The organism is Bacillus sp. UNC322MFChir4.1 (assembly GCF_000746135.1).
GTDB lineage: Bacteria > Bacillota > Bacilli > Bacillales > Bacillaceae_G > Bacillus_A.
Window position 1 is genome coordinate 31,499 of sequence record NZ_JQKQ01000016.1, and the last position, 26,660, is coordinate 58,158.

Consider the following 26,660-nt stretch of genomic DNA (forward strand, 5'->3'; position numbering starts at 1 on the left):
ACATAAAACAAATATTGATTCTATATAAAACCATTTTAATTTTCCGACCTATAAGGCAGAATACAACATGATCACTACTTGCTTTCTTATATTGTTTCCAAGGACGTGACCGCTTCTAAGCATGGCCAGATGCTCTCGTCCGCCTAAAAAGAAAGAGGGTTTTTATATCGATTTTTTAATTTGTATTTATATACCCCCCTACTATCACACTACTATTTCTTCATTTGAAAATAAGCACGAATCATAAAGTAACTTATATGATCAGGAAGTTGTTCTTTTATAGCTTTCAATCCACCTTCAGCTTTCTCAATTGCAGCTCTGATCATAGATTCATATTCTTTCGGAACAAAACCTGGCCAATCTACTTCCATTCCTTCTTCAAAACAACGAATTAAATGATTTTCTACCGTTTGCATAGACAACTCACGTGATTCAGCAATTTGAGAAAGTTCTTTCCCTTGCTTATACATTTCATATGTAGCATGATGAGAATTTTTCATTGTCTTTTTTGACTGCTTTCGTTCTGTTATAACTTCGGTCGTTATCATCGCTTCTATATCGGGATGCTGTTCGAGGAAGTTTGTGACAACTTGTAAAAATATACTACCGTATTTTTCAAGCTTATGTTCACCAATTCCCTTTACTCCTAGCATTTCCTCTCGTGTTTTCGGCAATTTTGCACACATATCTTTCAATGTTTGATCAGAGAAAATAACAAATGGCGGCACTCCTTCTCCTTGGGCGATTTCTTTACGCACATGACGCAACTCTTCAAATAGTGGATGATCTTTCACTATTTGTTTTGTTTCTACTCTTTCTTTCCGAAAAATTAGTTGGTTCCCGAGTAAAACATCTTTTCCTTTTGCTGTTACTTTTAATGTTGGATATGTGCCATGTTCAACTGCAATAAGTTCTTCTGAAATTAAAAACTCAATGAACTCACTTATTTCTTTAACACTCTGATTTGAAAGCAATCCGTACGTTGGTAACGTGTGAAAATTAAATTCCATCACCTTTTTATTTTTTGATCCTGATAATACTTGGGCAATCATTTGTTTTCCGAACCGTTGATTTGTTCGAATCATGCATGACAGCACCATTTGTGCTTCTTTTGTAACATTGACACTATTTCGATCGTCTGTACAATTGCCGCAGCGGCCACAATCTTGTTTTGGCTCTTCACCAAAATATTGTAGAATGAATGATTGTAAGCAATTCTCAGTATGGCAATAATCTGTCATATGTTGCAATTTTTCTAGTTCATTAGAAAATCGCGATGCTCCAGTTGACTGATCAATTAAATATCTCTGTACTTGTACATCTTGCGGTGAATATAACAAGATACATTCACTATCTAATCCGTCACGACCAGCACGCCCTGCTTCTTGATAGTAACTTTCCATGTTTTTTGGAAGCTGATAATGCACCACATACCGAATGTTTGATTTGTCGATTCCCATACCAAATGCAGATGTCGCAATCATTACATTTACTTCGTCCCGTAAAAAACGTTCTTGCTGTTCATTTCGGTCGTTATCATTCATACCAGCATGATAACGTGCGACAGAAACGTCTTCTTTATTCAATTTTTCATACAGCTGATCAACAACTTTGCGCGTCGCTGCATAAATAATTCCCGCTTCTTTTTTATTTTGACGAATATAACCTGATAAATAGGCGTCGCGGTCCTGTCCCTTCACTACAGAAAACGATAAATTTTCTCGTTCAAATGTCGTCATTATTGTATTCTGCTTTGCAATTCCTAAAGTGTCACAAATATCTTGTCGCACTTGCGGCGTTGCTGTTGCTGTCAATGCAAGTACAATTGGCTGAACTGGAAGATAATCAAGTACACGATGAATATGTAAATAACTCGGACGAAAATCATGCCCCCATTGCGATATACAGTGGGCTTCATCAATTGCAATTAACGGGATTTTCATATCAATGAGTTGATCAACGAAATCAATCGAATCAAGACGCTCTGGGGCAATATATAACAATTTATAATGCCCCTGTTTCGCTAACTGAATGCGCTGATTTGCTTCTGCAATTGAAATAGAACTGTTAATATATGTAGCTGGAATACCATTTTGGGTTAAAGTATCAACTTGATCTTTCATGAGAGAAATGAGCGGAGAAATAACTAATGTTGTTCCCTCTAACACTAATGCTGGAATTTGATAACATAAAGATTTCCCGCCGCCAGTTGGCATAATACAAACCGTATCCTTACCGTCCAATACATTTTTTATCGTTTCCTCTTGGCCGCGTCTAAATGACGTATATCCGAAAAAAGAAGATAACATTTGTTCTGCTTTTGTAAACAAAAAAGTTTCACCTGCTTTTCTTAGTATTTCATCTATTCGTATTATACCATTAGTCAAAAGTCATTGTACTCTCTACTTCTCTAATGCTTACGAATAATTATTACAACTCATATGATAGAGAAAACCGGTTTTAGAAATAAAATTAATAAAAAAATGACTAATAACAAAATAATCATTTGCTATTTGACATGATTATTTCCATTGTGATTTAAGTAATAACCATAACTTTTCAAAACAGATTACATGTATATAACCCAACATAATTAACAGATTCTTCTCTAAATCCACCTTACCTCTTTACATTTAACATATATCGATATATTTTATTAGTATCTTTTTTTATACTGGACTAATAGGCAGTAAGCCCCCACTGATGGAAGTTTTACTTTATATTTATAGGAGGCAATATATTGATTAACGCAATAGGTATCGCTTTTATTCTTTCTAATAAGCCTGAGAAGAAGAAAAAAGTTTATCTTAATGATAGATTTACACTAATAGACGTTTTTGAATCTAAAGATGTATATGATTCTGAAGGTAACCCACTTGTAGAGCTAACATGTAAATATAGCATTTATTTGGATGAAAAATATTATTGTAAATCTCTCGAAGACTATACTGGACAAATATTCCCTTTCCTAAAGGAAAAAATCGGAAAAGGCCTTGTTAGAAATTTAAATTATTACTCTTCACATATTGATGTATACGATAAAAAACCACCAGTGAAAGAGATAAGAAATCTAATGGAGCAGGTAATTAACTATTACTAACATTTAGAATGATAAAATAAAGGGGTATCGAAAATGCCCCTTTATTTTTCAATAACGAATTATTACTTTTCCTCATAAATCAGTTCCTGAATCTCGTTATGATTTTCAACTGCCTTCTTCAGCCTCTGTAACATATATCCAATCCCTTTACAGCCTTCTAATGGATAAGAAATGCACTCTCCTGGATATAACTTTGTCACTACATTTTTATGCTTCTTTCCTGCAAGCAGCACAATTTCATCAAAGTCTAGCAAGTCTTTATCCATCATCTGCTTTTTTAGTTGTTCTATATTAATAATCTCACTACTTTTCGAATGAAAAGCAAGATCATAGTTTTCTTCCACTATATCGGTTGGTAGTAAAAATCCATGCTTCGCGGATAAAATAACCCAGTGTGTAAAAAATTGAGAAGCATATGTTTGGCATGCTTTTCCGAATGGACTAATGTATACATCCTTTGCTTCTGTTGCTCCCTTATCAGGGTACGTATCCCAAATCTTCTTTTTCCCACATGGAATTATGCATAGTCTTTTCATTGTTACGTTCTTACCTCTTTTCTATTTCAATCCCATAACATCTACTTCATAAAAAAATCATACCAGTTTTCATCCATAAATAAAAATGTTAGTTTTTACTTTTCTTTCTATCCAAGTTTTATTTTTCCTAAATGAAATATGATAAGAACTGACCTTAATATTCGAAGTTTTATCTTTCCTAAAAACAAAAAAGAACAAGCAGACTATATATCTGCTTGTCCTTTTACATCCAAAGTCACTCTTATAGAGCTTGGAACGTTTCTGTTAATACAGGAACAATTTGTTTTTTACGAGATACAACACCTTTTAAAGTAGCTGTATTGTTTTCTAACGTTACGTTGTATGCTTTCTCAACAACTTGTGCTGCTTTACCGATTGCAAGGCCCACAGAGTCGTTTGTTAAAATGTCTGTTACAACGAATAAGAATAGGTCTAAACCTTTTTCTTCTACTACTGCAGAGATTACTTTTTCTAATTCTGCTTGGTGTACAAGAACGTCATTTGTATCAACAGCGTTTACTTGTGCGATTTCAACTTTTGCATCTCCCATTTGGAACTCTTTTGCATCAAGGGAAATTAATTGTTCCATTGTTTTACCGCTTAAATCTGCACCTGCTTTTAACATGTCTAAGCCGTAGCTTTCAGCATCTACACCAGCGATTTCAGCTAATTCACGAGCTGCTGCTACGTCTTGGTCTGTGCAAGTTGGAGATTTAAATAGTAACGAATCGGAAATGATTGCAGATAACATTAATCCTGCAACTTCTTTACGAATTGCAACGCCGTTTTCTTTGTACATTTTATTTAAAATTGTAGCTGTACAACCAACAGGCTCACAACGGTAGTATAAAGGATCGCTCGTTTCAAAGTTAGCAATACGATGGTGATCGATTACTTCCAATACACGAACAGATTCGATATCATTCGCACTTTGTTGACGCTCGTTATGGTCAACTAAAATAACATGGCCCACTTCGTTTGCTACTGTCTCAACAAAACGTGGTCCTTCTACTTTAAAATAATTTAAAGCAAATTGTGTTTCACCGCTGATTTCGCCTAAACGAACAGGCTCAGCGTTCATTCCTAATTCTTTTTTTAGCTCTGCATATGCAATTGCAGAACAAATTGCATCTGTATCTGGGTTTTTATGCCCGAAAATAAGTACTTTTTCCATGATTTCACCTCTCTACAAAAGGATATCTTAAAGAACAGGATATGACAATATTTTAGGCGAATTTTTTTAGAAATAATCAAAGTTTCTTTTAGATTTACGTGAAAAATAGAGACTTTGTACCGATGCTCCGTTTAAAAATGTCCCATATGAAAGATAGTATTGGATTTTATCCCGCTATTCGTGGGCAGTAATACTCCCACCTCAAAATTCGGCGAAAACATTGTCCAGCTCCAGCGGCTAGAATCTCCGGTCGTTTCGCCCCCTCGGACAAGGCAAAAAGCGCCTCTCTGTCAGGGGCGTGGGCGTCCTGCGATTCTGAGCGAGCCGCTTCCGCTTTTCTTAAGAAGTTAGGTGGGAGATAAACTGCCCGTAAAAGCCCGATTGGTGAGGGCTGATAATCAGTGGGGGATGAAGAAAACCCCCACTGATTAAAGTTTCACTTTATAAGAAGTTTTGAATACATAGTCGCAATAAAGCATATTTTCGAATATATAAACTTATTTTTTCTGTGAAAAGGAGGTTTATTTGCATGTCTTATATAAAACTTGATAATGACGTAAATATATATTATGAAGATCAAGGACAAGGAACCCCAATTATATTCGTACATGGGGTTTGGATGAGCAGCCGCTTTTTTCATAAACAACTACCGTATTTTAGTGAAAATTACCGCGCGATTTCACTGGATTTACGAGGTCATGGCCGTTCTTCACACGTTCAATCTGGGCATACCATTGCAAACTATGCTCGTGATTTACACGCTTTTATCGAAAAATTATCTCTTGAGAAGGTTGTATTAGTTGGCTGGTCTATGGGGGCATTTGTTGTTTGGGAATATTTAAAACAATTTGGTGAAAGTAACGTGAAAGCTTCTGTTATCGTAGATGAACTCGCTTCTGATTTTAAATGGGTTGACTTCCCAATTGGAGCTTTTGATTTTCCGGCCCTTATTCATATTATGCGAGAAATACAAATGAATCGAGTCGACTTCCTAAAAGAATTTATATCATTAATGTTCAAAAACCCTCTTTCTGAAGATGATTTTGAGTGGATATTAAAAGAAGTGACAACTATCCCAGAGTCTATCGCAAGTGCTATTTTGTTCGACCAGTCTGTTGTGGATTATCGAGACTACCTAGATCAAATTATCATCCCTACTTTACTTTGTTTCGGCAGAGAAGAGAAGCTCATTCCTGTTGCAGCAGGCGAACATTTACACAAGCATCTTCAAGACTCTCAGCTTATCACTTTTGAAGATAGCTGCCATTGTCCATTTTTAGAAGAAGCGGACCGTTTTAATAAAATAGTAGATACCTTTATTCAATCTATAGATAGTAATCAAACACCTTCTTGATGAAGGTGTTTGATTAACATGTTTGTTAACGCTATTCTTCCATGCATTGCTGCACAAGTGTAACAGCTTGACTCATCGCAACTCCGCCAGCAAATGCTGCTGCAACGCCACATACTTTTAAGAGCTCCTTATCAAAGCACCCTTAATCAATGCAACCTTTATACTCTTTTACAAACATAAAAAACAGCTGCTGAGATTGTTACATCTCAACAGCTGTTTTTTTATTACTCATATGATTTATTTATATTCGCAAATGCGATAATACCTTCTTCATCATGTAACTCAAGCTGTAATCTTGCAGCAAATGGATCAATGTTATATTCCATATCAAGCCATAAACGAAGGGCCTCGATTAAATTTGCTTGAATTAAAATTTGCTGACGACCGTTTACTTCTACTTCAGCTGAGAAACCGTAATCGTCATCGTACATCAATTCCACCAAGACTTGTTCCGGAGTAACTTGACGTTTTTGTGCAATATATACACAAAGTGCATTGATCAGCTCTTGTTCAGAGATTTTTATCGTTTCCATGCAGCCTCTTCCACCTGTTTCTTACGTTGATTTTTAAAATATTTGAATGCGCGAACCGCTAGCATTACTATACCAGCCATTACTAGCATATTCACCATAAATGCTAATACAGAGCCAAGCGCTCCCATGTTAGCAAATAAACTTCCCATTAACAAACCGCCAAGACCACCAAGTAAAAGACCTTTCATAAAGCTTCCTTTATTACTTTTTGGTGCTGTATTTGTTGCTTTTGTTTTTGAATCTGTTGTTTTATTTGCATTAACATTCGAATCTTTTTTATTCAAATCTACTTTTGATTTTTGTGTTTGACCTGAACTTGGAGTAAATGATTTTTTACCAGATTTGTAGCCTTTTGCATAAGCGCTATCTACTGAAACGAAACTACCTGCAGCGAAGACAAACATAAATGCTGTCAATATTGTAATCACTTTTTTTAACATTTTCAATTCATTCCCCTTCTATAATAAATATATATCATCTCTATCTTTCTCTTAAATGATGAAAAAGATAGATGATTTTTAAAGCGAATCAAAAAGTTCTTATGAACCTATTATATGAACTTTCTTAAGAATAATCAAGAATTATTTCTTAAGATTATTAACTTCTTCGACTACGGCAGAAATCATGAAAATACAATTGACTTTATATAGAACAATGCATAATATAAGTTCATAAGAACTTTTATATTATTGGAGGTGAAAAGATGGAAACATTTCATCTCACACGAAACGAAATGGCGATGCTCCTTCTCTCTCTTAGAGGATGGGATACAAAAAAGCCTCTTGCAATTTTACAAGAAGCCTGGGCAAAGTCACATAAAAAAGATATTGAGAGCGGTCAAAGTTTTACAGCTATTATTACAACAGCACTAGCACCTATTTTTGAAAAGTTGATTAAAATAGAAGAAACGGATATTGGATTCTCTTTAAATGAAATTGTAGCGCTTGGGAATCAAATTGAAAATACTAACTTTACTATTACGGCACTGCAAAATTGGGTGAAACGTGATATAAAAGAAATGATTGGTTCTCCGCAAAAAGGAAAAAAATATTCAATTGAACAAGCCGCCTTATTATTTATTGTAGAAGATTTAAAAACAGCGCTCGATTTTGACTCCATTCGAAAGTTGTTAAAACTTATCGTAAATGACCCAGCAGATCGTACTGATGATTTAATTAATCCGATTCAATTATATGTTTTTTACTCTTCTCTATTTGAAAAATTGAATCAACGAGGTTTCATTCAATTCACTTCAACGAATACGATTTATACAATTGAACAAACAATTAAAGAAAATGCCGATCAGTTGGCAGCTAAAATTGAACATATAAACAATGAACAACGCGAAGCTATTCGCAATGCCATTGTAATCGCAACCTTATCTGTTCATACTGCTTATGTACAAAGATTAGCGAAGCGCTACGTATCAGCTACGTTGTTTTTACAGCATTTAAATGTGAATTAAACGTTCGCAAACCACGTATAACCGATAACAATTGTTATCGGTTATACGTGGTTTCGTTGTTTGTCCTGCAAAGTACAATACCACTTATCATATATAGTGTAGAAGCGACATAAAAAATCGTTCCAATCGTTAAAAAATCAACTAAATACCCTGTTAAAATAATAGCGATTGCTGCCCCTAAAGATGTCCAAACGTGATATTTTCCAATTTCATACCCAGCTTCTTGACGTTCTACTTTTCGTGCTAGTGATGTTTTTTCTGCATTTTTCTGCATAGCCCCTAACAATCCCATTAAAATTTGCAAAATATATACATGCCAAACTTCTGTAGCGATTGGAAAACATAACATTAAAATAGCCATTGACCATGAATATATGATTAACAGTTTTTTATCACCAAACCGATCAGAAATTTTACCGATTAGAGGATAGGCAAGCGCTGATGTTAATGCAAACAAACCATATGCCCAGCCAAATTGTGAAAAGCTGTTTCCTACGTTTCTTAGTAATAATACATAAAAAGGAAATACCATACTTCCTGCCATCATAATGAGACTTTGTGAAACTACAAATCTTGTATATGTCATTGACCATACTCCTTATAAAATAAATTAACAAACCGTTCTTGCGGGTCATACTCCCTCTTTTTTTGAAAAAACTCATCTGAACGAGAGTAAGCATTTTGAAACTGCTGTTTATCTGGATAATGATAATACGGCAAATAGTAGCTTCCATCATGTTGTAAAGTAACGTTTATCATCTTCTGAATCACTTTTTTTGTTTTTTCTATCTCTTCTTCAGAACGTCCTTGATTGATAAGAAAGACAAGAGCAAACATATCCTCTTTCGCATAGGATAAAACCGCATTTTCATTTTTTGTCACATATCGAATGGTGATATTTAGTAGATTCAGTTCTTCTTGATTTAGTACGTTTCTCAGGTCATCTATATAAGGAGAAAAGCGATCAACTGGAATAAAGTACTCTTGTAAAATTTCTGTTTGATTCGCATTTTCATATTCCATAAATGCACTATCTGATCTCATGACGTTATTACGAGTTTCATGAGATCCATCTGTACGTTCAAAATACTTCTTTTGGATATTCCAAAACATTGTTTTTCCCCAATCACTGTACCTAGATAACCCAAGAAAAAACTTTGGCAGAGCAACATTTGTTTCTTCTTTTAAAGTACTATATTGCTCTCGCTTTTCTTGATTTGTAGCAAGAACGTAATTTGTCACATACATCTCCCGTAAAAATGAATTAGGTGCGACAGAAATACGCGCTAAATGCATACGCACGCCTTCATCACCTTCAACATGTTTCTTAAAATAAGAAGTATAATCATGATAATCTATAGTTTTAGTTCGTATTTGATATAATTCATCATCTGTTAATTTTAATGTCACATCTAGAATGACTCCAAATAGACCGTATCCACCTATAACAAGAGAGAATAACTCCGCATTTTCATTTCGACTTACATTTTTAATATTGCCGTCTGCCATTAATAATCGAAATGAATCAACTGTATCTATTAGTGCATCATGCCGAATATCTCGTCCGTGTACATTTGCACTTAATGAACCACCAATCGTAAAGATATTTTGTGATTGCATAACTTGAATCGCAAGACCATATGGATTAATTACTTTTTGAATATCATTCCACGTTGCACCGCTCTGCACCCTTATTCTCTTTTGCTTTGGATTGAACTCCACTATTTTATTGTAACTTTTCATATCTAAAACAGTACCATTTGGATAATATGTATGGCCCCCTTGCGTATGCTGCATCCCAGCAATAGAGAATTTTTCATTTGAAACGTTTGCGTCCCGAACCAATTGTTGTAACTCTTTTTCATCTTCAACGCTCTCTATTCGTTTAACTTTTACCGGAAGTAACCGCCCTGCATCTGCTATAACAGGTTGAGCTAGTTGTTTTGTATAAGTATGTATAGATACAGTTAGTAAACTTGTGTATATTACTACAGAAACTATTATCTTACCAATTTTCAATATACCCTCTCCTTTCAACTAAAGTGTAATAATACACTTTAGTTGAAATTATATCATTTGTTTTCAAGTGTGAAAAGCTATATTTTCGTACTTAAAGGCAGCATTTTCGTTTTTTTATAATTTTGTAGTCGATTAATAGCTGAATAAATAGAAAATCAGCACTTATTATAAAGTACTGATTTTCCATAAAATTTATTTAGTTCTTCTCCATACCGTACATCTTTTTTCATACTCCAGTCTTTTTTCAACAGAATATGATAGATCCTTGTTTATAAAATAATGTTATTTGCTCTTTTATCACATAGATTTATAACAACAATAATTAATTATTGTTGTCGAATTCTCATACAGGATTTTAGTCAATCAATACCGAATTTTTAAAGGGCTATATTTTTGTTAAGGAGGAATTTATCATGATGAACTATTATTCTACAATTAGTGATTTAATTTTTATAGACCGTAAGCACTTGTTTACAGAAACAGACATTATGCTATATCATCCCGGTCATTTCCCAGAATTAAACGAACTTGTTGCAAAGCATTACCATCAAGAAGTTGTAAAATATATTTTCATTCCTTCTATTTTTAATACGTTTCTACAGGCGAATGAATTTGAATATCATAGAGAAAGATTAATTCAATTAGGTGTTCCTCACGAGAACATCCAACCGATTACGGGAGATTTTTCTAATGTAGAAGATGTAATAAAAAGTGCGTTTAACATGATTAATAAACAAGAAGTAACGAATGTATTACTCGCTGGAAAAAGTTTTTTCTGTCGAAGATTTTTATTACTTGCTTCACTATATGCGGCTGAAGATAAAATATTAGATGTTCTTCCACTGCAAGATTTGCGACAAATTAATCGCGATACTTGGCATACAAGTGAACAAGGAAGACAAAGGATCACGAATGAACTTAAACAATATTACGAAATTACGGAAAGACACTCTATGCTTTTTATTCGAAATTCTAATACATAAAATTATTATGTAAACTATATACAGAGAAATAACATACTAAATATATCCAAATCAATTTAAACCTCCTATCTATCTTTATATAAAGCTTTGTACATTATAGGTATAATATCATTATTACTTATATAAAACCCTCTAATAAAGGAATCTGAAAGGTCGTTTTTTAGAGGGTTTGGATATTTTTGTATATTAAAAGAATTATCTGCCTACAGAATAAGTCTTTTAATATTTCATTATATACCGATCTAATTTTTCTTGAATTGCAGAAGTTATAAAATCCTCTATCGACATCTTTTCTTCATTTACTATATTTGAGATAGATTGATACTCTGATGAAGTTAGTATAATGCTTTTCGTAACACTATTGCTATCTAAGTAAATACTATTATTAGGGCGTTTTGCTAATTTCCCTTCTATTATATATGGTATAAGAGAATCGATCCACTCTTGTTGAATTTGTATGGGAACTTGAATAAGCGATTGACGAATTTCAATTATCCAGAAATTATGTTCTTCTGAAATTCGAATGTTTCTAGGTGATACATATTGCAATAAGAAATCCATTCGCTGAAAAATATCGCTTCGTAAATTGTGTGCTTTCAAAAAGCGAAACATCACAAATTTTTGATGGTGGCTTCTTGGTTTATCTGATAGTTGATATGCTGCAAAAAAGCCCGCTTCTTTCGCCTGTTGCAATGTCATCTCATTTCCAAATTCATCTGTTACGATAATATCTCCTCTTTTTGGAATAGAGGTTATTCGTGCAATTGTATTCCCTTGTATAAATTTTTGAAATAAAACTACATTATACTTTCGAGAATATGTATAAAGACTATTTGCATCATCTAAATTTTCGGCAAGATTCTTTACATCATCTTCTCTTACAAACTTTGTTTCTTTATTTCTATGCATTTGAATTGTATAGGATAACTCCCCTTCTTCAATCCATTTCAATAATTGATACATACTAATATGAAACTGTTTACTTGCTTGGTTTAAAGTCATTCCTTCTATATGTAACTGTGATTGTAATGAAATAACCTCATTTTTTCGAAACAAAAAACTTCCATCTAATCGCCACGTATCTTTATTAATTGGCGATAACTTATTTTCTTTCATCAATTTCTTAAATGTGAAACTTGAAATACGTAAAAATTCTTTAACCGCATTTGTATCCATATATTGTTCGTATGTATGATCGTTCATAAAAATAAATCCTTTCTAATTAAAACTAAATATAATTTATATGAAAATAGAATTTAAAAAATAAGTAATATACATTATAAATTTATTATAGCACATATAATTACGAAACTATAATTATATTAGACACATACGTGATTTCTATTTGTTTTTAAATTAAATTTTATATTATTTTAATTCAACTAATAAAAACTTAAATTTATAAATAGATTCTAAACCATAGAAAATGTGTGATTTTCTATAGTTTAGAAATTATATTGTATTTTATGTACATGCACTTTAAAATAAATAGTAGATATAATTCATCTTCTTTTATTCATACTATAAAAGAAATTAATAAGGATTTGATACAACATGAAAATTAATTTAATACCAATTCATAATCAATATTCGTTATTAAAGAATAAAGAAAAATTAGCAAATGCGATTGCGATATGGAACGAAGATTTTTTAAAGGAGGCTGAGGATCGAAAAGAACAAAATGAACGTCAACATACATATTCGTATGAAGGTTTTTCTGATGAAGAGATTTTGTACTATTATTTAAATCGACAAACACATTTTGATAAGGAAAAACGAGTGAAAGATACATCTCGTCTTCTCTATGCTAGAGATTTATCACAATTTTATCTTTTTATTAAAGAGCATATTGAATTTTTACAAATGGATGTGGAACATTTCGTAGAAGGTAAAGTTTGGATAAATTTACGAAAACGACACATTCGTAATTATCAAAAGTGGCTTGCTGAAGAAGCTATTTCCTATCAATCAAATGAAAGTTATAAGCCAACAACAATAAGTAGAAAGTTACGCATTACACGTTCTTTTTTAAAGTGGTTATATGAAATTGAATATATTAAAGAGCCTTTATACATTGAGATACTAAGTACAACGATAACGAAAAAACATAAACCAAGAAGAGAGTTATCTTACGAAGAAGTAAAACAATTGCTTTCTTATTATAAAAATAATCCTATTAATTATGCCATGCTTTCCATATTAGCAACTACCGGGTTACGTGTTGCCGAAGTTGCTAATGCAAAATGGGAAGATTTAGAATACGACGCATTACGCGATCGTTATTATCTTTATGTAAATACAAAAGGAGATTCTGAGCGAATCGTCCCCATTAATAAAGCTGTCTTTGAACGGATCATTGGTTTTCGAATACGTCGCCGTTTACCAATTGAGTTAGGAATCAAAAATGGCGGTACAATTTTTCAAACAAAAAATCATACGGCATATAAAGAAAATTACCTGTCACAATACATTACTAAAATTATAAAAGAAACAGGTTTATCGTTTACAAAAAATGAAAAAATAACCCCGCACTTCTTTCGGCATTTTTATGTTCAATATTTATATGATTATAAGCAATTACCACCGCACATCATTGCAGCAGCTGTTGGGCATAAAGATGATAGAACGACAAAAGAAAATTATTTGAAGCAACGATTAATGAAAGATCATGACGCTGGGAATTTAATTCACGAGGATGAATTTTAATTCTAACAAGTTAAAAAACAGCATAAAAAACCTTTTCTTTTAGAGAAGGACGAGAGTATCTGGCTATGCATAGACACAGTCAGTTCCTTTTTCTGCCGCATGCGAGGTTTAAACAAAGAGAGAAAACAAGTCGCGGTTATGCTGTATTTTGCATAGCAGTGACTTATATATAAAAGAGGAAGAGCTATCCAATATACTCTCCCTCTTTTAGTTTACGATAATCAAATTACATTAAACTATATCTATTTTGTCTGCGGCCTTTTCCACTCTCTTTGCTGACATACGACTTCATAACGAGTGTTGTTAGTGAATCTACTAATGTTTTATACGATAAATTCGATAATACTAGTAAATCATTTGTATATAGTATTCTATGTTTTTCTAATAGTAATAAAATAAGCCGTTCTGATGGCTTTAATATCTCATCACTTTCAAGTATAAAATCAACGTTTTTCATGAATATACATCCTTAACATGTTTTTTAAATGATCAAATATTAATATTTATTATGTGAAAATTATATAATAAAATCATTATTTTGTCCTGAAAAATATTACTTCTAGATACTATGGTCCACTTATTTTCTTTTTCAAAAGTACAGACGAAACAGTTGTATTCGTAATTTTATTAACGAAAAAAACAAGCCTCTTATTTTTCAAGAGACTTGTTCTTTCTTATATTTCATTTAAGAAAAAGACAGCTAAAGTTCCTGGACCAGCATGTGCTCCTACAGCCGCACCAATTGAATTTACTACAAATATTTTGCATCCAAATTTTTCGGTAATCATTTCTGATAATATGTTAACACTTTCTAAATCATCGCCATGTGAAATTCCAATTGTCTGATTTCCAAGGTCTTTACCTCTTGTTTCCATAATATCTACTATACGTTGAAATACTTTCTTGCGGCCGCGAATTTTTTCGAGCGGAATAAGTTTTCCATCTTCTACATTTAAAATAGGCTTTATATTTAATAAGCCTCCTATAAAGCCCGCTACTTTACTTAACCGTCCGCCACGAACTAAATATTGTAAATCTGCAACCGTAAAGATGTGTTCCATATGCTTAGCCATAAAAGCAATACGGCTTAATATTTCCTCTTTTGTTGCTCCGCTTTGTGCCATTTTGGCAGCTTCTACTACGAGTAATCCTTGACCAGTTGATATGCATTTTGTATCAATGATTTCCAAAGAGGAATTAGGGTAGATTTCTTTTACTTCCTCTTTTACAATAACAGAGGATTGATATGTGCCAGAGAGTTCAGAAGAAAAGGCTAAATAAATACAGGTAACATCTTGTTTTGCGTATGTAGTAAATACTTCTTGGATTTTTTCTAAAGAAGGTAAAGATGTTTTATATACTTTTCCCTCTCTCATATTTCGTAGTAAGTCAATCGGATCTAGTGTTACCCCATCAATAAATTCATTTTCTTGTTCATCATATACACGAAGAGGAATAACCTCTATATCATAAGTATGAAGCAGCTCTTTCGGTAAATCTGCTGCACTATCTGTAATAATTTTTATTGTCATAGTTTGTTAAACCTCAATTCTTTTATAAATAAACAGTCCGATTCGTCTCTTCTAAATTATATAGCCAATACAAAGATTAAGAAAGTGAAAAAATTTTATACATCACATTACTACCATATTATATTCGCACAAAGATACAACAATGACTTTTTTCTCAATCATAACTAGAAAATCGATAAAAACTTAAAAAATATATCATTTTTTTCATTTACGGTGATGTTACTGTTTCATGTTTTTCATAAAAAAAGTTATAATAATATATAGCCTCTTAGAATAAGAAATAAAGGAGAATAAAACATGGCTAAAATTAAAGTATATCAACCGAAAGAAGAACATGTAGATGCTGTAAAAAATATCATTGATGTTGAGGAATTAAATCCATCAGCTACTGATTTACAAAATTTATATGCGTGTGTACTAGAAACTGAGGATATGTCTTTGCCTGAAACTTACATTGAAGAAGATATTTTAATCGACTCTGTTGAAGGAATGGTAAATGCTTCACCGAATAAAGTGAAAAACTTAGGAACATATGATGTAATTGAAGTACATAATAAAGGTAAGAAACTTCAAATTTTACTTTTAGCAGATGAAGAATACGAAATTATTGAAGAATAATTTCTGTAAAAGTTTCTCAATCATTAAAACAAAAGCACTCTCTACATTTGAAGGGAGTGTTTTTCATCAATTTCTTTATTGAGGTAATCCGCTTAAAAGCGGCTCTTAAATCATGGTTTTCAGTATTCCTCTATATTTGTTTAAATTCTTTCACAATTGATTGATTGTCATTTTTATAAGTTTCGTGATATTCCAATACTCCTATTTCACACTCTGGACCAATCGTTACATTTTTCCCCCGAACAATATCAGCTTTTGTATATTCAAGATAAATTTCATCCCCTTCAATTACATTAGCATGGAGATAACCACTATGTTTCAAAAAAGGAACAAACGATGATTTTTTTCGAACAGTAATTTTGTCTCCTCCTATTTCTTCTACATTACTGTGCTCATATCTTAGATTAATATTAATATTTCCAGCGTTCAACATACCTGCAATCGTAAAACCGCCATTTATTGTAAATTTTTCTGCTTCTAAGTTTCCTTTTACGTTTATTCCACCTGTTATGTTGACCTCTTCACCAGTAAAACTTTCGCCTATATCAAACATCCCTCGCACTTTTGTACGTTTCACTTCTGCTGTACCACCAACTTCAAGACTACCGTTAACTTTTACATTCTCTGAATGCAAATCACCACGAAATTTTGTTTCACCAAACACAGTTACCATTTGTGCTTTTATATTCCCTTGTACTTCACTCGCCCCATACGTTTTAAACACATCACAATCAATATCATCCAAAATCGTTCCTTCACCGCGAATGTTGACATTTTTGTATATACCACCTGATGAATTACCAGATCCATTTAAACTAAGATTATACTGTTCTTTCACACCATTTGCCCCTTCCTATAAAAATTTAAATTTTTCGGATATCTTTTACGTTTGCATTTTTATCAATTTTACAAACTCCAGTATATTCAATAAGATTAATTTCACAATTAGGTCCAACTGTAACATTGTTACCTCGAATCGTATTCGTAATTGTATACTCAACTATAATATTGTCTCCTTCTATTAATTCCGTTTTCATTCGAGGAGGAAACATTGTTTCAAAAAGCCAACTTAAAGTGGATTTCTTATGTTTTATGTTAATCGTTTGACCGCCTATTTCTTTTACATTACATTCTCCGTGTATTTCAATGAAAATATCATCTGCACTCAATAAGCCACCCACGGTAAATTGTCCTTCTGAATTGAATGTATCTACTTCACAATTCCCATCAATAATTGCTTTACCGCAAATGTTCATGTCCTCACCAGATACATTTCCTCCGATTGTTCCTTTACCTGAAATTTTTATTTTCTTTACAACCGCATCCTGTTGTATATTGCCACTACCTTCAATGCTCATTTGCTCGGCATCAATTTTTCCACTTATCTTTCCGGATCCACTTATTTTTACTTTCTCCGCTTTTAAATCCCCATTTATATGACCAGAGCCGTTACACTCGAAATCATCACATTCTACATCCCCATTTACAGTCCCACTTCCATTTAATTGTACATTGTGAAACTGCCCTCCGTTCGACGTTCCATGTCCATTAATTAATAAGTCATGAGTTTTCACTACTTTCCCTCCATCATAATAACTTTGTTTTTAGTTCTTCTGTACAAATCATTAAAGGTAAACGTATCACGATTTTCGTACCTTGATCAAAATATAAGTCCTCTACACTTGATAGTAAAAAACATGTTGAAATCCCTAATTTTCGAATAAAAATAAGCTCAGCATGTTTATTCTTCATCGATTCATAATGTTCATTTAAAACAAGTAACATCATCTTTCCTTCTTCAAGGCTAATCTCTCCAGACTGAAGTGCTTTTTCTAAAATATAAATAACAAGGATTTTTCCAAACCGAAATTCAGTCATTTCTTGATTTTGCTCTATAAAAAAATTGACCACTGACTCTGAAGCAATTCCGCGTTGTATAATTCCTTCTTTTGATAAACTAATCTCATTCACATTTGGTGAGAACATATTCGCCAAATCATCAAGTGACAAATTTTCTTTCATCGTTTGAATTTTTTCGATTCTATCTAAAATCTTTTCTTTTGGAAAAAACGTCTCCTGCCCTGTAAACGTTGATTTTCGCACAAACCAATCTTCTGGTATTAAGTTTTTTCTTTTCCATCTGTATAACTGACCATAGGAGATTCCAGTAAGATCTAACAAATCTTTTTTCGAAATTAAGTCCTGACTCAAAATTTTGCTCTCCCTTCTTTTTATTCAATGTAACATAACATTGTTACGCTGTAAAGGTATGTTTTCCTGTTTTTATGAAAAATATACTAATATCATTACTAGGAATAGTGTAGCTTTATCCCGCCCATTTAAAGAGTAAACCCATCATTTCATTATATTACAATCAAAGAAATGATGGGTTATATGCACTCTGTTTTACTACTTTGTTACGTTAAGTAGTCGCTTAAACCATATGTGATAAAAATCAATCCAGCCCTGTGAGTTAATAGCTACATTTTGTATTGTCTCATGCGTATGTACCGTCATATTGTTACGATACAAAGGAATGATATGAATATTTTCTAAAAGCTCCTGTTCTGTTTCCCCTAACAATCGCATTCGCACACTCTGATTTTCTTCCTTAAATACTCGTTTCAGCTTTTCATTTAAATGAAAGGAACTATGCTGATGAGGAAAACTATTTGTCGTTAGTAATAAATACAGATAACTTAACTCTGCATTTTCACTTATTGTAGCACTATCATGAATCAAATCAGCTTGTTGTATAACTCGAGGTGTAAGAAGCTCCTGTGCATCTAAAAAAGATAGTTCTATTTGAATACCGTACTTGGCACATTCACTTTGAATCCAATGTGAATCCTCAACATGATCCTGCTCTTGAAAGGTATATAAATATAATGTTTCTCCTTTATATCCGCTAATTTTCAATAACTCTTTCATTGAACTTTCTTTCTTGATTTCGATTGTTTTTCCTAATAACAGATTCGTTGCTACTTCTCCTCGTTCCCCTTTTAAATCATTTACTATTTTTTGACCACTAATAATTTGTTGTAAAGCTTGCCGAAAAGCTATATGTTGCATCGGACCTTGCTTTTTTATATTAAGTGTTATGTATGTTACATTCGCTTCTAATTGAGACGTTTCTTTTTGAACGCTTTTTTTATCATGCTGTAAAGAGCCAGCTAATACTTCATAACCACTATAACTGCTTAAATATTGCGCATACCATAGCTCAATACGATCAAGAAATGGGCGCTCACGAAAATATATCGGATTAACTTCTAAAATAAGGACGGTATCATCATTTTTAACAAGTTTAAATGGACCTGTTCCATTTAATAAGCATTGATAATCCTCTGTTACAGGTGACTCGCAAATAATAGAACAATGTTCTCCTCCTAATATGTGTAAAAATAATTCATTTTCACTTTGTAAGTGAATTTCGATTGTATATTCATTTACGATATGTATTCTTTTAATATCTTGTAGCATCCAGCGATACGGATTGTCCTCTGTGCTTAAAAAACGGGTGAAAGTATATTTGACATCGTCTGCAGTAAACGATTTTTGATTATGAAAATACACTCCTTTACGAAGATAAAATGTCCATATTTTATGTATATGATTATATTCCCAATAAAAAGCGAGACGAGGCTCGCTTTCATTTGTCAGTTCATTATAATGAACGAGCGTATCACAAACGTGCTTAACAATGTGACACTCAGAACGGAGTGTCACATACATAGGATCTAGACATGTAATTGGGCGTATGCGCATGTTTAAACGTAAAACATCGATTCTTCCTTGCGGTGACTGTTCAATGTGGTATCCAAAAAGTGTGTCAATCCACGTTTGGAATTGTTCTAATATGTAGGGAAAATGTTTTGCATATGTTTGAATAAAAGTTTTTCCACTTTTGATTTCGCCTTGTTTTACTAGTGCTTTTCCTTTTTCATAAATAATCGTTGCGGGATCTTGTAAAAAAGCAATTTTCGAGCGATTTCCTCTTCCACGCCCTGGTATCCAACAAATCCATTGCATTTCTTCTAGTTTTTTTATTGTGAATTTACTATTTCGATCTGTACAATATAATGATTTTGAAATGTCTTGCAGCGATATTTCTATGTTTTCACCAAGATTTCTCCCATTTGCATACTGAAGCCAAAGCTGTATGTAATGATCCAAAATTATCATGCCTATCCCCCTAAAAGATGAAAAATTTCTTTGCTTCATTCTACTCTTTTTCCTCTTCCCTTTCCATCATAAAATTTCCATATAGAAAGGAGAGAATAAAATGATGACATTTGCAAAACGTTACAGTAAACCTATTTGGATTCGGTTATTTGGAGAACTATTAACTAGTATAACCGGAGCGATGCTCGCACTTATTTTTATCATATATGTAAACAAAGCATTAAATGGAAACGCCTTGTTTACTATGTTACTTTTTGGGCTACAACCGCTTAGTGAAATTCTCTTTACACTTTTCGGCGGTACTATTACAGATCGATATGGACGAAAAAGAATTATTTTAATTGGACTACTCTTACAAGCATGCGCTATGACTGGTTTCATTTTTGCCAAATCGGTTATACTGTTCGCTCTCTTCTACATTATGAATGGTCTAGGGCGTTCTCTTTATATTCCTGCACAACGAGCACAAATTGTAGATGTAACGGAGAAAGAAAAGCAGGCCGAAGTATTTGCTCTTATTCAAACAGTTGGAGCTATTGGGGCAATCATTGGCCCAGCCATTGGATACCTTTTTTATAATGATAATCCAACCATACTTTTTATCTTAGAAGCCGCTGCTTTATTTCTTTATTCGTTTATTGTATGGACACAACTTCCAGAAACAGCTCCAATCCTTCAACATGATGAACAAAAAAACACTTCAATAAAATGGAGAAATTTTCTCACGCAACATTATAGCGTGTTTGGACTTATGATTTTTATGTTACCAATTAGTTTTTTCTATGCACAAATAGAAACAAACTATCGACTATATGCCGAAAAGGAATTATTCACGAATTTTATGTTTGTTTTTACATTTATGGCTACTTGTAAAGGTATTATGGAGATTGTTTTGCAAGTGGGAGTCGTAAAATGGGCGGAGAAATTTTCTATGCAAAAAATTATTGTAATCTCTTATGTTTGTTATACGATTGCTGCAATTGGTTATGGCTACTCTAATACATTATGGTTACTATTTTTCACACTATTAATCTTAACAATTGGAGAAAGTATCGCTTTAAATCATCTGTTACGTTTTGTTTCAGAATTAGCGCCAACACATATGCGAGGAATTTATTTCTCCATTTACGGTACCCACTGGGATATCTCACGAATGCTCGGTCCAGCAGCCGGAGCGTTATTATTACAACACTTCAGCGGGAGTTTCTTATTTAATATGTGCGCCGTTATTCTGATCATTGGCGGCACGTGTCAATATCTGTTTATAAATTATATTCTTAAACAAGACAAATCAAAAAGGCTGTCCGCATAAGGAGCAGCCTTTCTTATGTAATTAAGCTTCAATAGCTTTACCATCTTCTACGATATGATATAGTAAATGTGCTAAATGATGAATTGGACCATATTCTTCCTCTTCTTCATCCGTTTCACCTTGGAATTCAAGATCATTTAAATACAAGGCTACAAATTGATAAAATAGTTTTAAATCAAAACCGTAGCACGCGCTTGGCTCTTCATGATCTCCTTCATATTGAAGCATTAAATATTGCTCATTACCTTCAGCATCTTCAGCATCGAAGAAGACAAAGAAACCTACGTTTGTATCTAAATCAAACAGATGACGTGTACCGCCTTCTGTTGCTTTATTAAAATCATCTTCATTTAATTTATAAACTGTCGTTGCTTTTGCATTATCTTCTTGATGGAAATTGACTGTAAATTCTTTCATGTTGACACCTCCAAATGTTATGTCTCTAGCATAACAGATTTATAAATATAACACAAAATTAACGAAAAAGGACTGCTTACGCGAGTAAACAGTCCAAATAATTTACTTTTTCATCAACCGAAGTAAAAAGCTAACGATAAATATAAGAATAATGGAACCAATTAAAGCTGGGATAATCGAAAATCCACCAATCACAGGACCGAAACTTCCAAGAAGCGATGTACCAATCCAAGATCCAATAACCCCCGCAATAATATTACCAATTACACCACCAGGAACATCTCTTCCGATAATTAAGCTAGCAAACCAGCCTAAAATGCCCCCAACAATTAATGACCATATAAATACCATTCATTATTCCTCCTTAAAAATGTAAACATATCAAAATGTGTAATTACTTATCTTTAGTTATGTTACATTTTTATGAAAAAATACACTAAAACGTTCATAGAATATTGCTATTTCGTTAAATCAATAACAATATTGTCTAAATCAAAATTTTTCTCACCACCAGATTTTTCTGGCACTGAAATCTTCTTCTCTTTCCCTCCTGTCATTTCTACTCCGCCGTGATTATTAGGAGTATGAATTCGCAAATTAATATGAGGGGTTATGATTAGTTCTGTTGCATTTTTATCAAGCTTTTGAAAAGTTTTACTCCAGCTAATATTATAAGGATCTTTTCCTGTCCCTCCGTTTCCTTCTCCTGAATACTGATTTCCTAAGTCATCTTTAATTTCTAACTCTACGTTCACGTCATCCCATTTCTTTCTAACTTCCTTATTAACCTCCTGGTTGTAGTAAACAATGAATGACATCGGTGTTACTGTTAACTTTTCCATATTTACTTTGACACCATCTTTTTCTGCACTACCGTTAATCGATTTTTCATTACTATCTATTGCTTTTAAAGTAAACGCGAAATTCCAATTTCCTTTAATCTCTTTTTTCTGATTTGGAATTGTAATACTTTCTATGTCACATCTTACCTTTATAGATTCTTTTTTCTTTAGACCTTGATGAGTAGCTGTCATCAACCCTACATACTTCCTATCAGCAACTTTTGATATTTGAGAGCTTCCTGTCATTCCATCTGGTCCTAAAAAATTTAAATTACCTAATACATCAGGTTTATCCCCCAAGTCTTGTTCACTTTCTATAGAATATGTTACTGATACTGTTTTCCCATCAAAAATCGCATCATTTATAGTAACCTTAATGCCATTACTTTCTTTTGTCATATTCATTTCAGTAGAAAACTCTTTATAACGATCATAAAGACCTGTTCTCCCATTATCTAAAAATCGAAAAATATCACCCATTATAGGTAAACTCCCCGCATAAGTGGGAAACGCTAATCCCAAAGTGGTAGCTGATAAACCAACAATAACTGTAGATGCCACAACTTTCATTTTCCAATTTTTCGTTTTTTTCTTTTTATGCATTGATTGTTTTAAAGAACGTTTCACCTTTGCCTTTTCTAGTTCACTTACTTCCATTTCTTTAAATTCCGTTTCATCCATATCTACATCATTTAATAACTCATAAATATCTTTCATACTACACTACCTCCCAAATTAAGATTTGTAGCAGTTTTTTGCAGTTTCTTTTTCCCCCTATAAATCCGATTATCTACAGCTGCTCTAGTTAAACCAAATTTTTGTGCAATATCTTCCGTCTTTAAACCTAGAAAAAACTTCATAATAAAAATCTCTCTATCGACAGGCTCTAACTGATTAATTAACTTTATAAGTTCATTTCGGTCTTCTATTAAAATCAATTCATCTTCAGGTGATTTTTCTGCATTCAAATCCATATGATTTTGAGGAAGTTCTATATTATTAGTGGCCTTTCGGTAATAATCAATCGCTTTAAATTTCGCAATCGCACAAATCCATTTCTTAAAATCGGTTTGATCTCCATGAAACTTTCTCGAATTATTCCAAATGGATAAAAAAACATCATTTATACATTCTTCTATAACTCCTTTGTTTTCAATTGGAGCAAGGATTTTATAAGTAATTCCTTTTATTAATGGCAAATACATATCGACTATGAATTCCAGCGCGTCTTCTTTTTGCCGCTGTAATCGCCGAATAAAGTTTGTATCATTAGACTTCATGTGACAACTCCCCTTACGTTTTGTAAAAGCTTTTACACTTTATATAACGTGTGAAAAAATTTTTTCTCTCACAATTATTAAAGATTTCAAATATAAATTTCATAGTAGTTTACAAAAAAAATATATAAATACGGTATGTTAATGTTGCTCACTTGCTTTATCGTAAAATGTATGATGAAAGAAAAAGATCGCTAACATTAAACGTTAAGCGATCTCTGTATCCATTTCTATAGGATTTTCAAATTTTATAAAGGAGTATATTGAGATTATTTATTAAAAAACTTCTCTCTTTCTGCAGAAATCCAAGGTTGTAAATTCTCCTCACTTTCCTGCATTAATCGATTTACTAATACATCATGCCATACGTAATTTTCTAATAGAGATACATGTACAGGATCGTCAGTATAAAAGGTGTTTCCATTTTGTTCTACAGGATAGCCGTAAATCATTTCTTTGCCATCAATAGAAATAATAAACCACTTTTTTTCACCGATGTTATCTACGTAATCGGTCTTACGATGAATCACTAAATTTGGTAATGGATTCTCAACTTGAAAGACAATTCCCTTTAGATTACAAGTTTTTTGCATCTCTTGTAAATCATCTTCAAGCTTTTCATACATTGCCCCCCACATCGATATAATAATTCTGCTTTGAGCTCGGCGAAGTAGAATTCGACAAAATGAAAGTATCGTTTCTTCCCCCTTTATCGTTGTAACACACGGATCAGCTTTTGGCCTTTGACTCTCAAATACTTTTAATTCTTGTTGTACAGATGTATATGTATCTTCCCATTTTTGTTTAATTGATTCTAGAAATACATCAACAGGTAAAGGAGAATATTGTGTGGCCTCATTTATTTCTTCTTTCATCACTACACCCATTTTTTCTAATCCTTCTAACACTTCATAAATCCGCGCACGAGGAACACCCGATTGTTTACTTACTTGATAAGCGCTCGATGTCCCTAAATATACGAGGGCTACATACGCTTTCGCTTCGTATTGATTAAAACCTAACGACTGAATTTTTTGTAAGATTTTTTCCATATTAACCTTCCTATATAAGCGTTTAATAAAACTGTAAACATTTAACTACTAAAGCTAATAGTATCGTTAAACAACAGTTTAGTAAATAATTTCTATAGTGTTGTGAATTGCTAACATCTATTTACATACAAATTGAAAGACGACATAAAAATCTTTTCTTTTTAGGTGGGCGAGTGCATCTAGTCATGCATAGGAGCGGTCAGTGACTTTTTCTGCCACGGACGAAGGTTAAAACAAAGGGAGAAAACAAGAGATCTGCACTTCTTTTCTACTTATCAGTGACTTATTTGTTAAAAATCAAGATGGGTTTAAATAATTGAATTTATTAACTTTGCTTATTAGTCATTATTTTCGAATTTTTCATTCACAAATACTTATAATTTTGCTAACATATAATTAGTCACTACTAAGATAGTGACTAATTATCAAACCGTTTTGCTAGAAATTAATTTACATTATAGGGGTTGTTATTATGGAAGATATAAACATTTACACATTAGTTTTTTTAGTACTCTCTGGTTTTTTAGCTGCATTCATCGATTCAGTAGTTGGAGGAGGCGGTTTGATTTCTATCCCAGCCTTACTGTTTACCGGGCTTCCACCTTCAACAGCAATTGCTACAAATAAATTGGCAAGTTCAATGGGAGCTTTAACAAGTACAATTTCGTTTATTAAATCAGGAAAAGTAAATTTTCGACTTGTATCTAAATTGTTCCCATTGACTGTCATCGGTTCGTTTTTTGGTGCATATGTAGTAAAACACATTTCCTCACAAGTATTAAAACCATTAGTACTAGTATTACTAATTACAGTTGCGATCTATACCATTTTCAAAAAGGATTGGGGTAAGGATTCTAAATATGAAGGGATGGGATTGAAAAAAGGAGCCGTCTTTGCGGTAACAGTATTTATAATTGGATTTTATGATGGTTTCTTTGGAGCTGGAACTGGTTCGTTTTTGCTATTTTCCTTTTTAATAATTGGGTTTGATTTTATTCAGTCAGCTGGCAATGCAAAAGTCCTTAATTTTGGTAGTAACATTGCCGCTCTCATCATGTTTTTATACTTAGATATCGTGAATTTTTCATATGGAATTCCAATGGGGATTGCTATGATCTTAGGAGCTTTTGTAGGATCAAATTTTGCAATTAAAAAAGGGGTCTCGTATGTGAGAATATTGTTTATTGTGGTTACTCTTTTTTTAATAGGAAAAAATATTTTAGATTATGTACATCTCATTTAATTGAATCAAAAATCGTTGCCTCTGTCTTATTCAAAATAAAATAACCAATCCTAAATAGGCTTGGTTATTTTATTTCCTCTTTTTGCTTATATGTGAGATATGCTAAAACACTCTTGCTATTTGTATACTTCGGGTTATTGCCCTTTCGCGGTTCACGTGCATATGTTCTTTCATATCCAGGTACCTCAGGCATATCTTTTAAAAATTGCATAACTTCCGTTTCTGTTCCTTCAATACGTACACGAATCATTGTTATTGCTCCCTACTAAATATTCTATACTCTATCAAGTATATCGATTACTATGAAACTCA

The 26,660-nt window shown here is 32.8% G+C and carries 28 protein-coding genes and 1 pseudogene; 8 read left to right on the top strand and 21 right to left on the bottom strand.

Going from position 1 to position 26,660, the window contains the following annotated elements:
• Positions 1-212: 212 nt before the first annotated feature.
• Positions 213-2,330, bottom strand: coding sequence for a DNA helicase RecQ (gene recQ / locus BR72_RS09030; RefSeq protein ID WP_035432169.1), 2,118 nt, complete (start codon positions 2,328-2,330; stop codon positions 213-215).
• A 410-nt stretch (positions 2,331-2,740) separates the two neighbouring features.
• Between recQ and BR72_RS09035 the strand changes: the two genes are divergently transcribed.
• Positions 2,741-3,100 (top strand): hypothetical protein, encoded by a 360-nt coding sequence (locus BR72_RS09035; RefSeq protein WP_035432171.1) that lies wholly within the window; start codon positions 2,741-2,743, stop codon positions 3,098-3,100.
• Between the two features lie 62 nt (positions 3,101-3,162).
• On the opposite strand, the gene BR72_RS09040 is transcribed toward BR72_RS09035, so the two are convergent.
• Both BR72_RS09040 and ppaC read right to left on the bottom strand, forming a co-directional pair.
• Positions 3,163-3,636, bottom strand: coding sequence for a DUF6884 domain-containing protein (locus tag BR72_RS09040; protein ID WP_035432172.1), 474 nt, complete (start codon positions 3,634-3,636; stop codon positions 3,163-3,165).
• A 241-nt stretch (positions 3,637-3,877) separates the two neighbouring features.
• Positions 3,878-4,810: a manganese-dependent inorganic pyrophosphatase gene (gene ppaC, locus BR72_RS09045; protein ID WP_035432173.1), complete on the bottom strand. Its 933-nt coding sequence runs from the start codon at positions 4,808-4,810 to the stop codon at positions 3,878-3,880.
• Positions 4,811-5,339: 529 nt separating this feature from the next.
• On the opposite strand from ppaC, the gene BR72_RS09050 reads away from it, so the two are divergent.
• The gene (locus BR72_RS09050) at positions 5,340-6,164 is read left to right on the top strand and encodes an alpha/beta fold hydrolase (protein WP_035432174.1); all 825 of its coding nucleotides are present in this window, start codon (positions 5,340-5,342) and stop codon (positions 6,162-6,164) included.
• 31 nt (positions 6,165-6,195) lie between these two features.
• Here the strand turns inward: BR72_RS09050 and BR72_RS25485 are convergent.
• The 3 genes and pseudogenes from BR72_RS25485 to BR72_RS09060 all read right to left on the bottom strand — a co-directional run.
• Positions 6,196-6,324 (bottom strand): annotated as a pseudogene (locus BR72_RS25485) (carboxymuconolactone decarboxylase family protein); the annotation flags it as partial.
• A gap of 64 nt (positions 6,325-6,388) precedes the next feature.
• A complete protein-coding gene (locus BR72_RS09055; RefSeq protein WP_035432176.1) occupies positions 6,389-6,697 on the bottom strand; it encodes a YxcD family protein in 309 nt (102 codons plus the stop codon).
• Entirely contained in the window at positions 6,685-7,137 is a 453-nt protein-coding gene (locus BR72_RS09060) for a hypothetical protein (RefSeq protein WP_035432178.1), read from the bottom strand. The genes BR72_RS09055 and BR72_RS09060 overlap by 13 nt, the downstream gene beginning before the upstream one ends.
• Before the next feature lie 263 nt (positions 7,138-7,400).
• On the opposite strand from BR72_RS09060, the gene BR72_RS09065 reads away from it, so the two are divergent.
• Positions 7,401-8,162 (top strand): DUF1836 domain-containing protein, encoded by a 762-nt coding sequence (locus tag BR72_RS09065; RefSeq protein ID WP_035432181.1) that lies wholly within the window; start codon positions 7,401-7,403, stop codon positions 8,160-8,162.
• Between the two features lie 34 nt (positions 8,163-8,196).
• Here the strand turns inward: BR72_RS09065 and BR72_RS09070 are convergent, their stop codons facing one another.
• Both BR72_RS09070 and BR72_RS09075 read right to left on the bottom strand, forming a co-directional pair.
• Entirely contained in the window at positions 8,197-8,748 is a 552-nt protein-coding gene (locus BR72_RS09070; RefSeq protein ID WP_035432184.1) for an MFS transporter, read from the bottom strand.
• The gene (locus BR72_RS09075) at positions 8,745-10,181 is read right to left on the bottom strand and encodes an FAD-binding oxidoreductase (protein WP_035432185.1); all 1,437 of its coding nucleotides are present in this window, start codon (positions 10,179-10,181) and stop codon (positions 8,745-8,747) included. Before BR72_RS09075 ends, BR72_RS09070 begins: the two co-directional genes overlap by 4 nt.
• Before the next feature lie 413 nt (positions 10,182-10,594).
• Between BR72_RS09075 and BR72_RS09080 the strand changes: the two genes are divergently transcribed.
• On the top strand, positions 10,595-11,164 hold the full coding sequence (locus BR72_RS09080) for a hypothetical protein (RefSeq protein WP_051957276.1): 570 nt from the start codon (positions 10,595-10,597) through the stop codon (positions 11,162-11,164).
• Positions 11,165-11,383: 219 nt separating this feature from the next.
• On the opposite strand, the gene BR72_RS09085 is transcribed toward BR72_RS09080, so the two are convergent.
• Complete coding sequence (locus BR72_RS09085) at positions 11,384-12,367, bottom strand: hypothetical protein (RefSeq protein WP_035432187.1); 984 nt, start codon at positions 12,365-12,367, stop codon at positions 11,384-11,386.
• Between the two features lie 351 nt (positions 12,368-12,718).
• Here BR72_RS09085 and BR72_RS09090 point away from each other — a divergent pair, with 351 nt between their 5' ends.
• Complete coding sequence (locus tag BR72_RS09090) at positions 12,719-13,870, top strand: tyrosine-type recombinase/integrase (protein ID WP_035432189.1); 1,152 nt, start codon at positions 12,719-12,721, stop codon at positions 13,868-13,870.
• 226 nt (positions 13,871-14,096) lie between these two features.
• Here BR72_RS09090 and BR72_RS09095 read toward each other — a convergent pair whose 3' ends face one another.
• Both BR72_RS09095 and BR72_RS09100 read right to left on the bottom strand, forming a co-directional pair.
• Positions 14,097-14,327 carry a hypothetical protein gene (locus BR72_RS09095; RefSeq protein WP_035432192.1) on the bottom strand — a complete coding sequence of 77 codons (231 nt, stop codon included), beginning with the start codon at positions 14,325-14,327 and terminating at the stop codon, positions 14,097-14,099.
• A gap of 217 nt (positions 14,328-14,544) precedes the next feature.
• Positions 14,545-15,402, bottom strand: coding sequence for a DegV family protein (locus tag BR72_RS09100; protein ID WP_035432194.1), 858 nt, complete (start codon positions 15,400-15,402; stop codon positions 14,545-14,547).
• Positions 15,403-15,699: 297 nt separating this feature from the next.
• On the opposite strand from BR72_RS09100, the gene BR72_RS09105 reads away from it, so the two are divergent.
• A complete protein-coding gene (locus BR72_RS09105) occupies positions 15,700-16,020 on the top strand; it encodes a hypothetical protein (protein ID WP_035432195.1) in 321 nt (106 codons plus the stop codon).
• 130 nt (positions 16,021-16,150) lie between these two features.
• Here BR72_RS09105 and BR72_RS09110 read toward each other — a convergent pair whose 3' ends face one another.
• The 4 genes from BR72_RS09110 to BR72_RS09125 form a co-directional block, all read right to left on the bottom strand.
• Positions 16,151-16,858: a polymer-forming cytoskeletal protein gene (locus BR72_RS09110; protein ID WP_035432197.1), complete on the bottom strand. Its 708-nt coding sequence runs from the start codon at positions 16,856-16,858 to the stop codon at positions 16,151-16,153.
• Positions 16,859-16,883: 25 nt separating this feature from the next.
• A complete protein-coding gene (locus BR72_RS09115; protein ID WP_035432200.1) occupies positions 16,884-17,594 on the bottom strand; it encodes a polymer-forming cytoskeletal protein in 711 nt (236 codons plus the stop codon).
• A gap of 13 nt (positions 17,595-17,607) precedes the next feature.
• Positions 17,608-18,231, bottom strand: a complete 624-nt coding sequence (locus tag BR72_RS09120) for a YhbD family protein (RefSeq protein WP_035432203.1) — start codon at positions 18,229-18,231, stop codon at positions 17,608-17,610.
• 198 nt (positions 18,232-18,429) lie between these two features.
• Positions 18,430-20,205 (bottom strand): SgrR family transcriptional regulator, encoded by a 1,776-nt coding sequence (locus BR72_RS09125; protein WP_081904840.1) that lies wholly within the window; start codon positions 20,203-20,205, stop codon positions 18,430-18,432.
• Positions 20,206-20,305: 100 nt separating this feature from the next.
• Here BR72_RS09125 and BR72_RS09130 point away from each other — a divergent pair, with 100 nt between their 5' ends.
• Positions 20,306-21,517 carry an MDR family MFS transporter gene (locus tag BR72_RS09130; RefSeq protein ID WP_035432208.1) on the top strand — a complete coding sequence of 404 codons (1,212 nt, stop codon included), beginning with the start codon at positions 20,306-20,308 and terminating at the stop codon, positions 21,515-21,517.
• A gap of 21 nt (positions 21,518-21,538) precedes the next feature.
• On the opposite strand, the gene BR72_RS09135 is transcribed toward BR72_RS09130, so the two are convergent.
• The 5 genes from BR72_RS09135 to BR72_RS09155 all read right to left on the bottom strand — a co-directional run bounded on the left by BR72_RS09135 (position 21,539) and on the right by BR72_RS09155 (position 25,105).
• Positions 21,539-21,934, bottom strand: coding sequence for a hypothetical protein (locus BR72_RS09135; protein WP_035432210.1), 396 nt, complete (start codon positions 21,932-21,934; stop codon positions 21,539-21,541).
• A 102-nt stretch (positions 21,935-22,036) separates the two neighbouring features.
• Positions 22,037-22,285, bottom strand: a complete 249-nt coding sequence (locus BR72_RS09140) for a GlsB/YeaQ/YmgE family stress response membrane protein (RefSeq protein ID WP_035432212.1) — start codon at positions 22,283-22,285, stop codon at positions 22,037-22,039.
• 107 nt (positions 22,286-22,392) lie between these two features.
• On the bottom strand, positions 22,393-23,493 hold the full coding sequence (locus BR72_RS09145) for a DUF4179 domain-containing protein (RefSeq protein ID WP_035432214.1): 1,101 nt from the start codon (positions 23,491-23,493) through the stop codon (positions 22,393-22,395).
• A complete protein-coding gene (locus BR72_RS09150; protein ID WP_035432216.1) occupies positions 23,490-24,056 on the bottom strand; it encodes a sigma-70 family RNA polymerase sigma factor in 567 nt (188 codons plus the stop codon). Before BR72_RS09150 ends, BR72_RS09145 begins: the two co-directional genes overlap by 4 nt.
• A 266-nt stretch (positions 24,057-24,322) precedes the next feature.
• Complete coding sequence (locus tag BR72_RS09155) at positions 24,323-25,105, bottom strand: TrmB family transcriptional regulator (protein WP_035432217.1); 783 nt, start codon at positions 25,103-25,105, stop codon at positions 24,323-24,325.
• 472 nt (positions 25,106-25,577) lie between these two features.
• Between BR72_RS09155 and BR72_RS09160 the strand changes: the two genes are divergently transcribed.
• Positions 25,578-26,348: a sulfite exporter TauE/SafE family protein gene (locus tag BR72_RS09160; RefSeq protein WP_035432219.1), complete on the top strand. Its 771-nt coding sequence runs from the start codon at positions 25,578-25,580 to the stop codon at positions 26,346-26,348.
• Positions 26,349-26,412: 64 nt separating this feature from the next.
• On the opposite strand, the gene BR72_RS09165 is transcribed toward BR72_RS09160, so the two are convergent.
• Positions 26,413-26,598, bottom strand: a complete 186-nt coding sequence (locus BR72_RS09165; RefSeq protein WP_035432221.1) for a DUF3970 family protein — start codon at positions 26,596-26,598, stop codon at positions 26,413-26,415.
• Between the last annotated feature and the right edge of the window lie 62 nt (positions 26,599-26,660).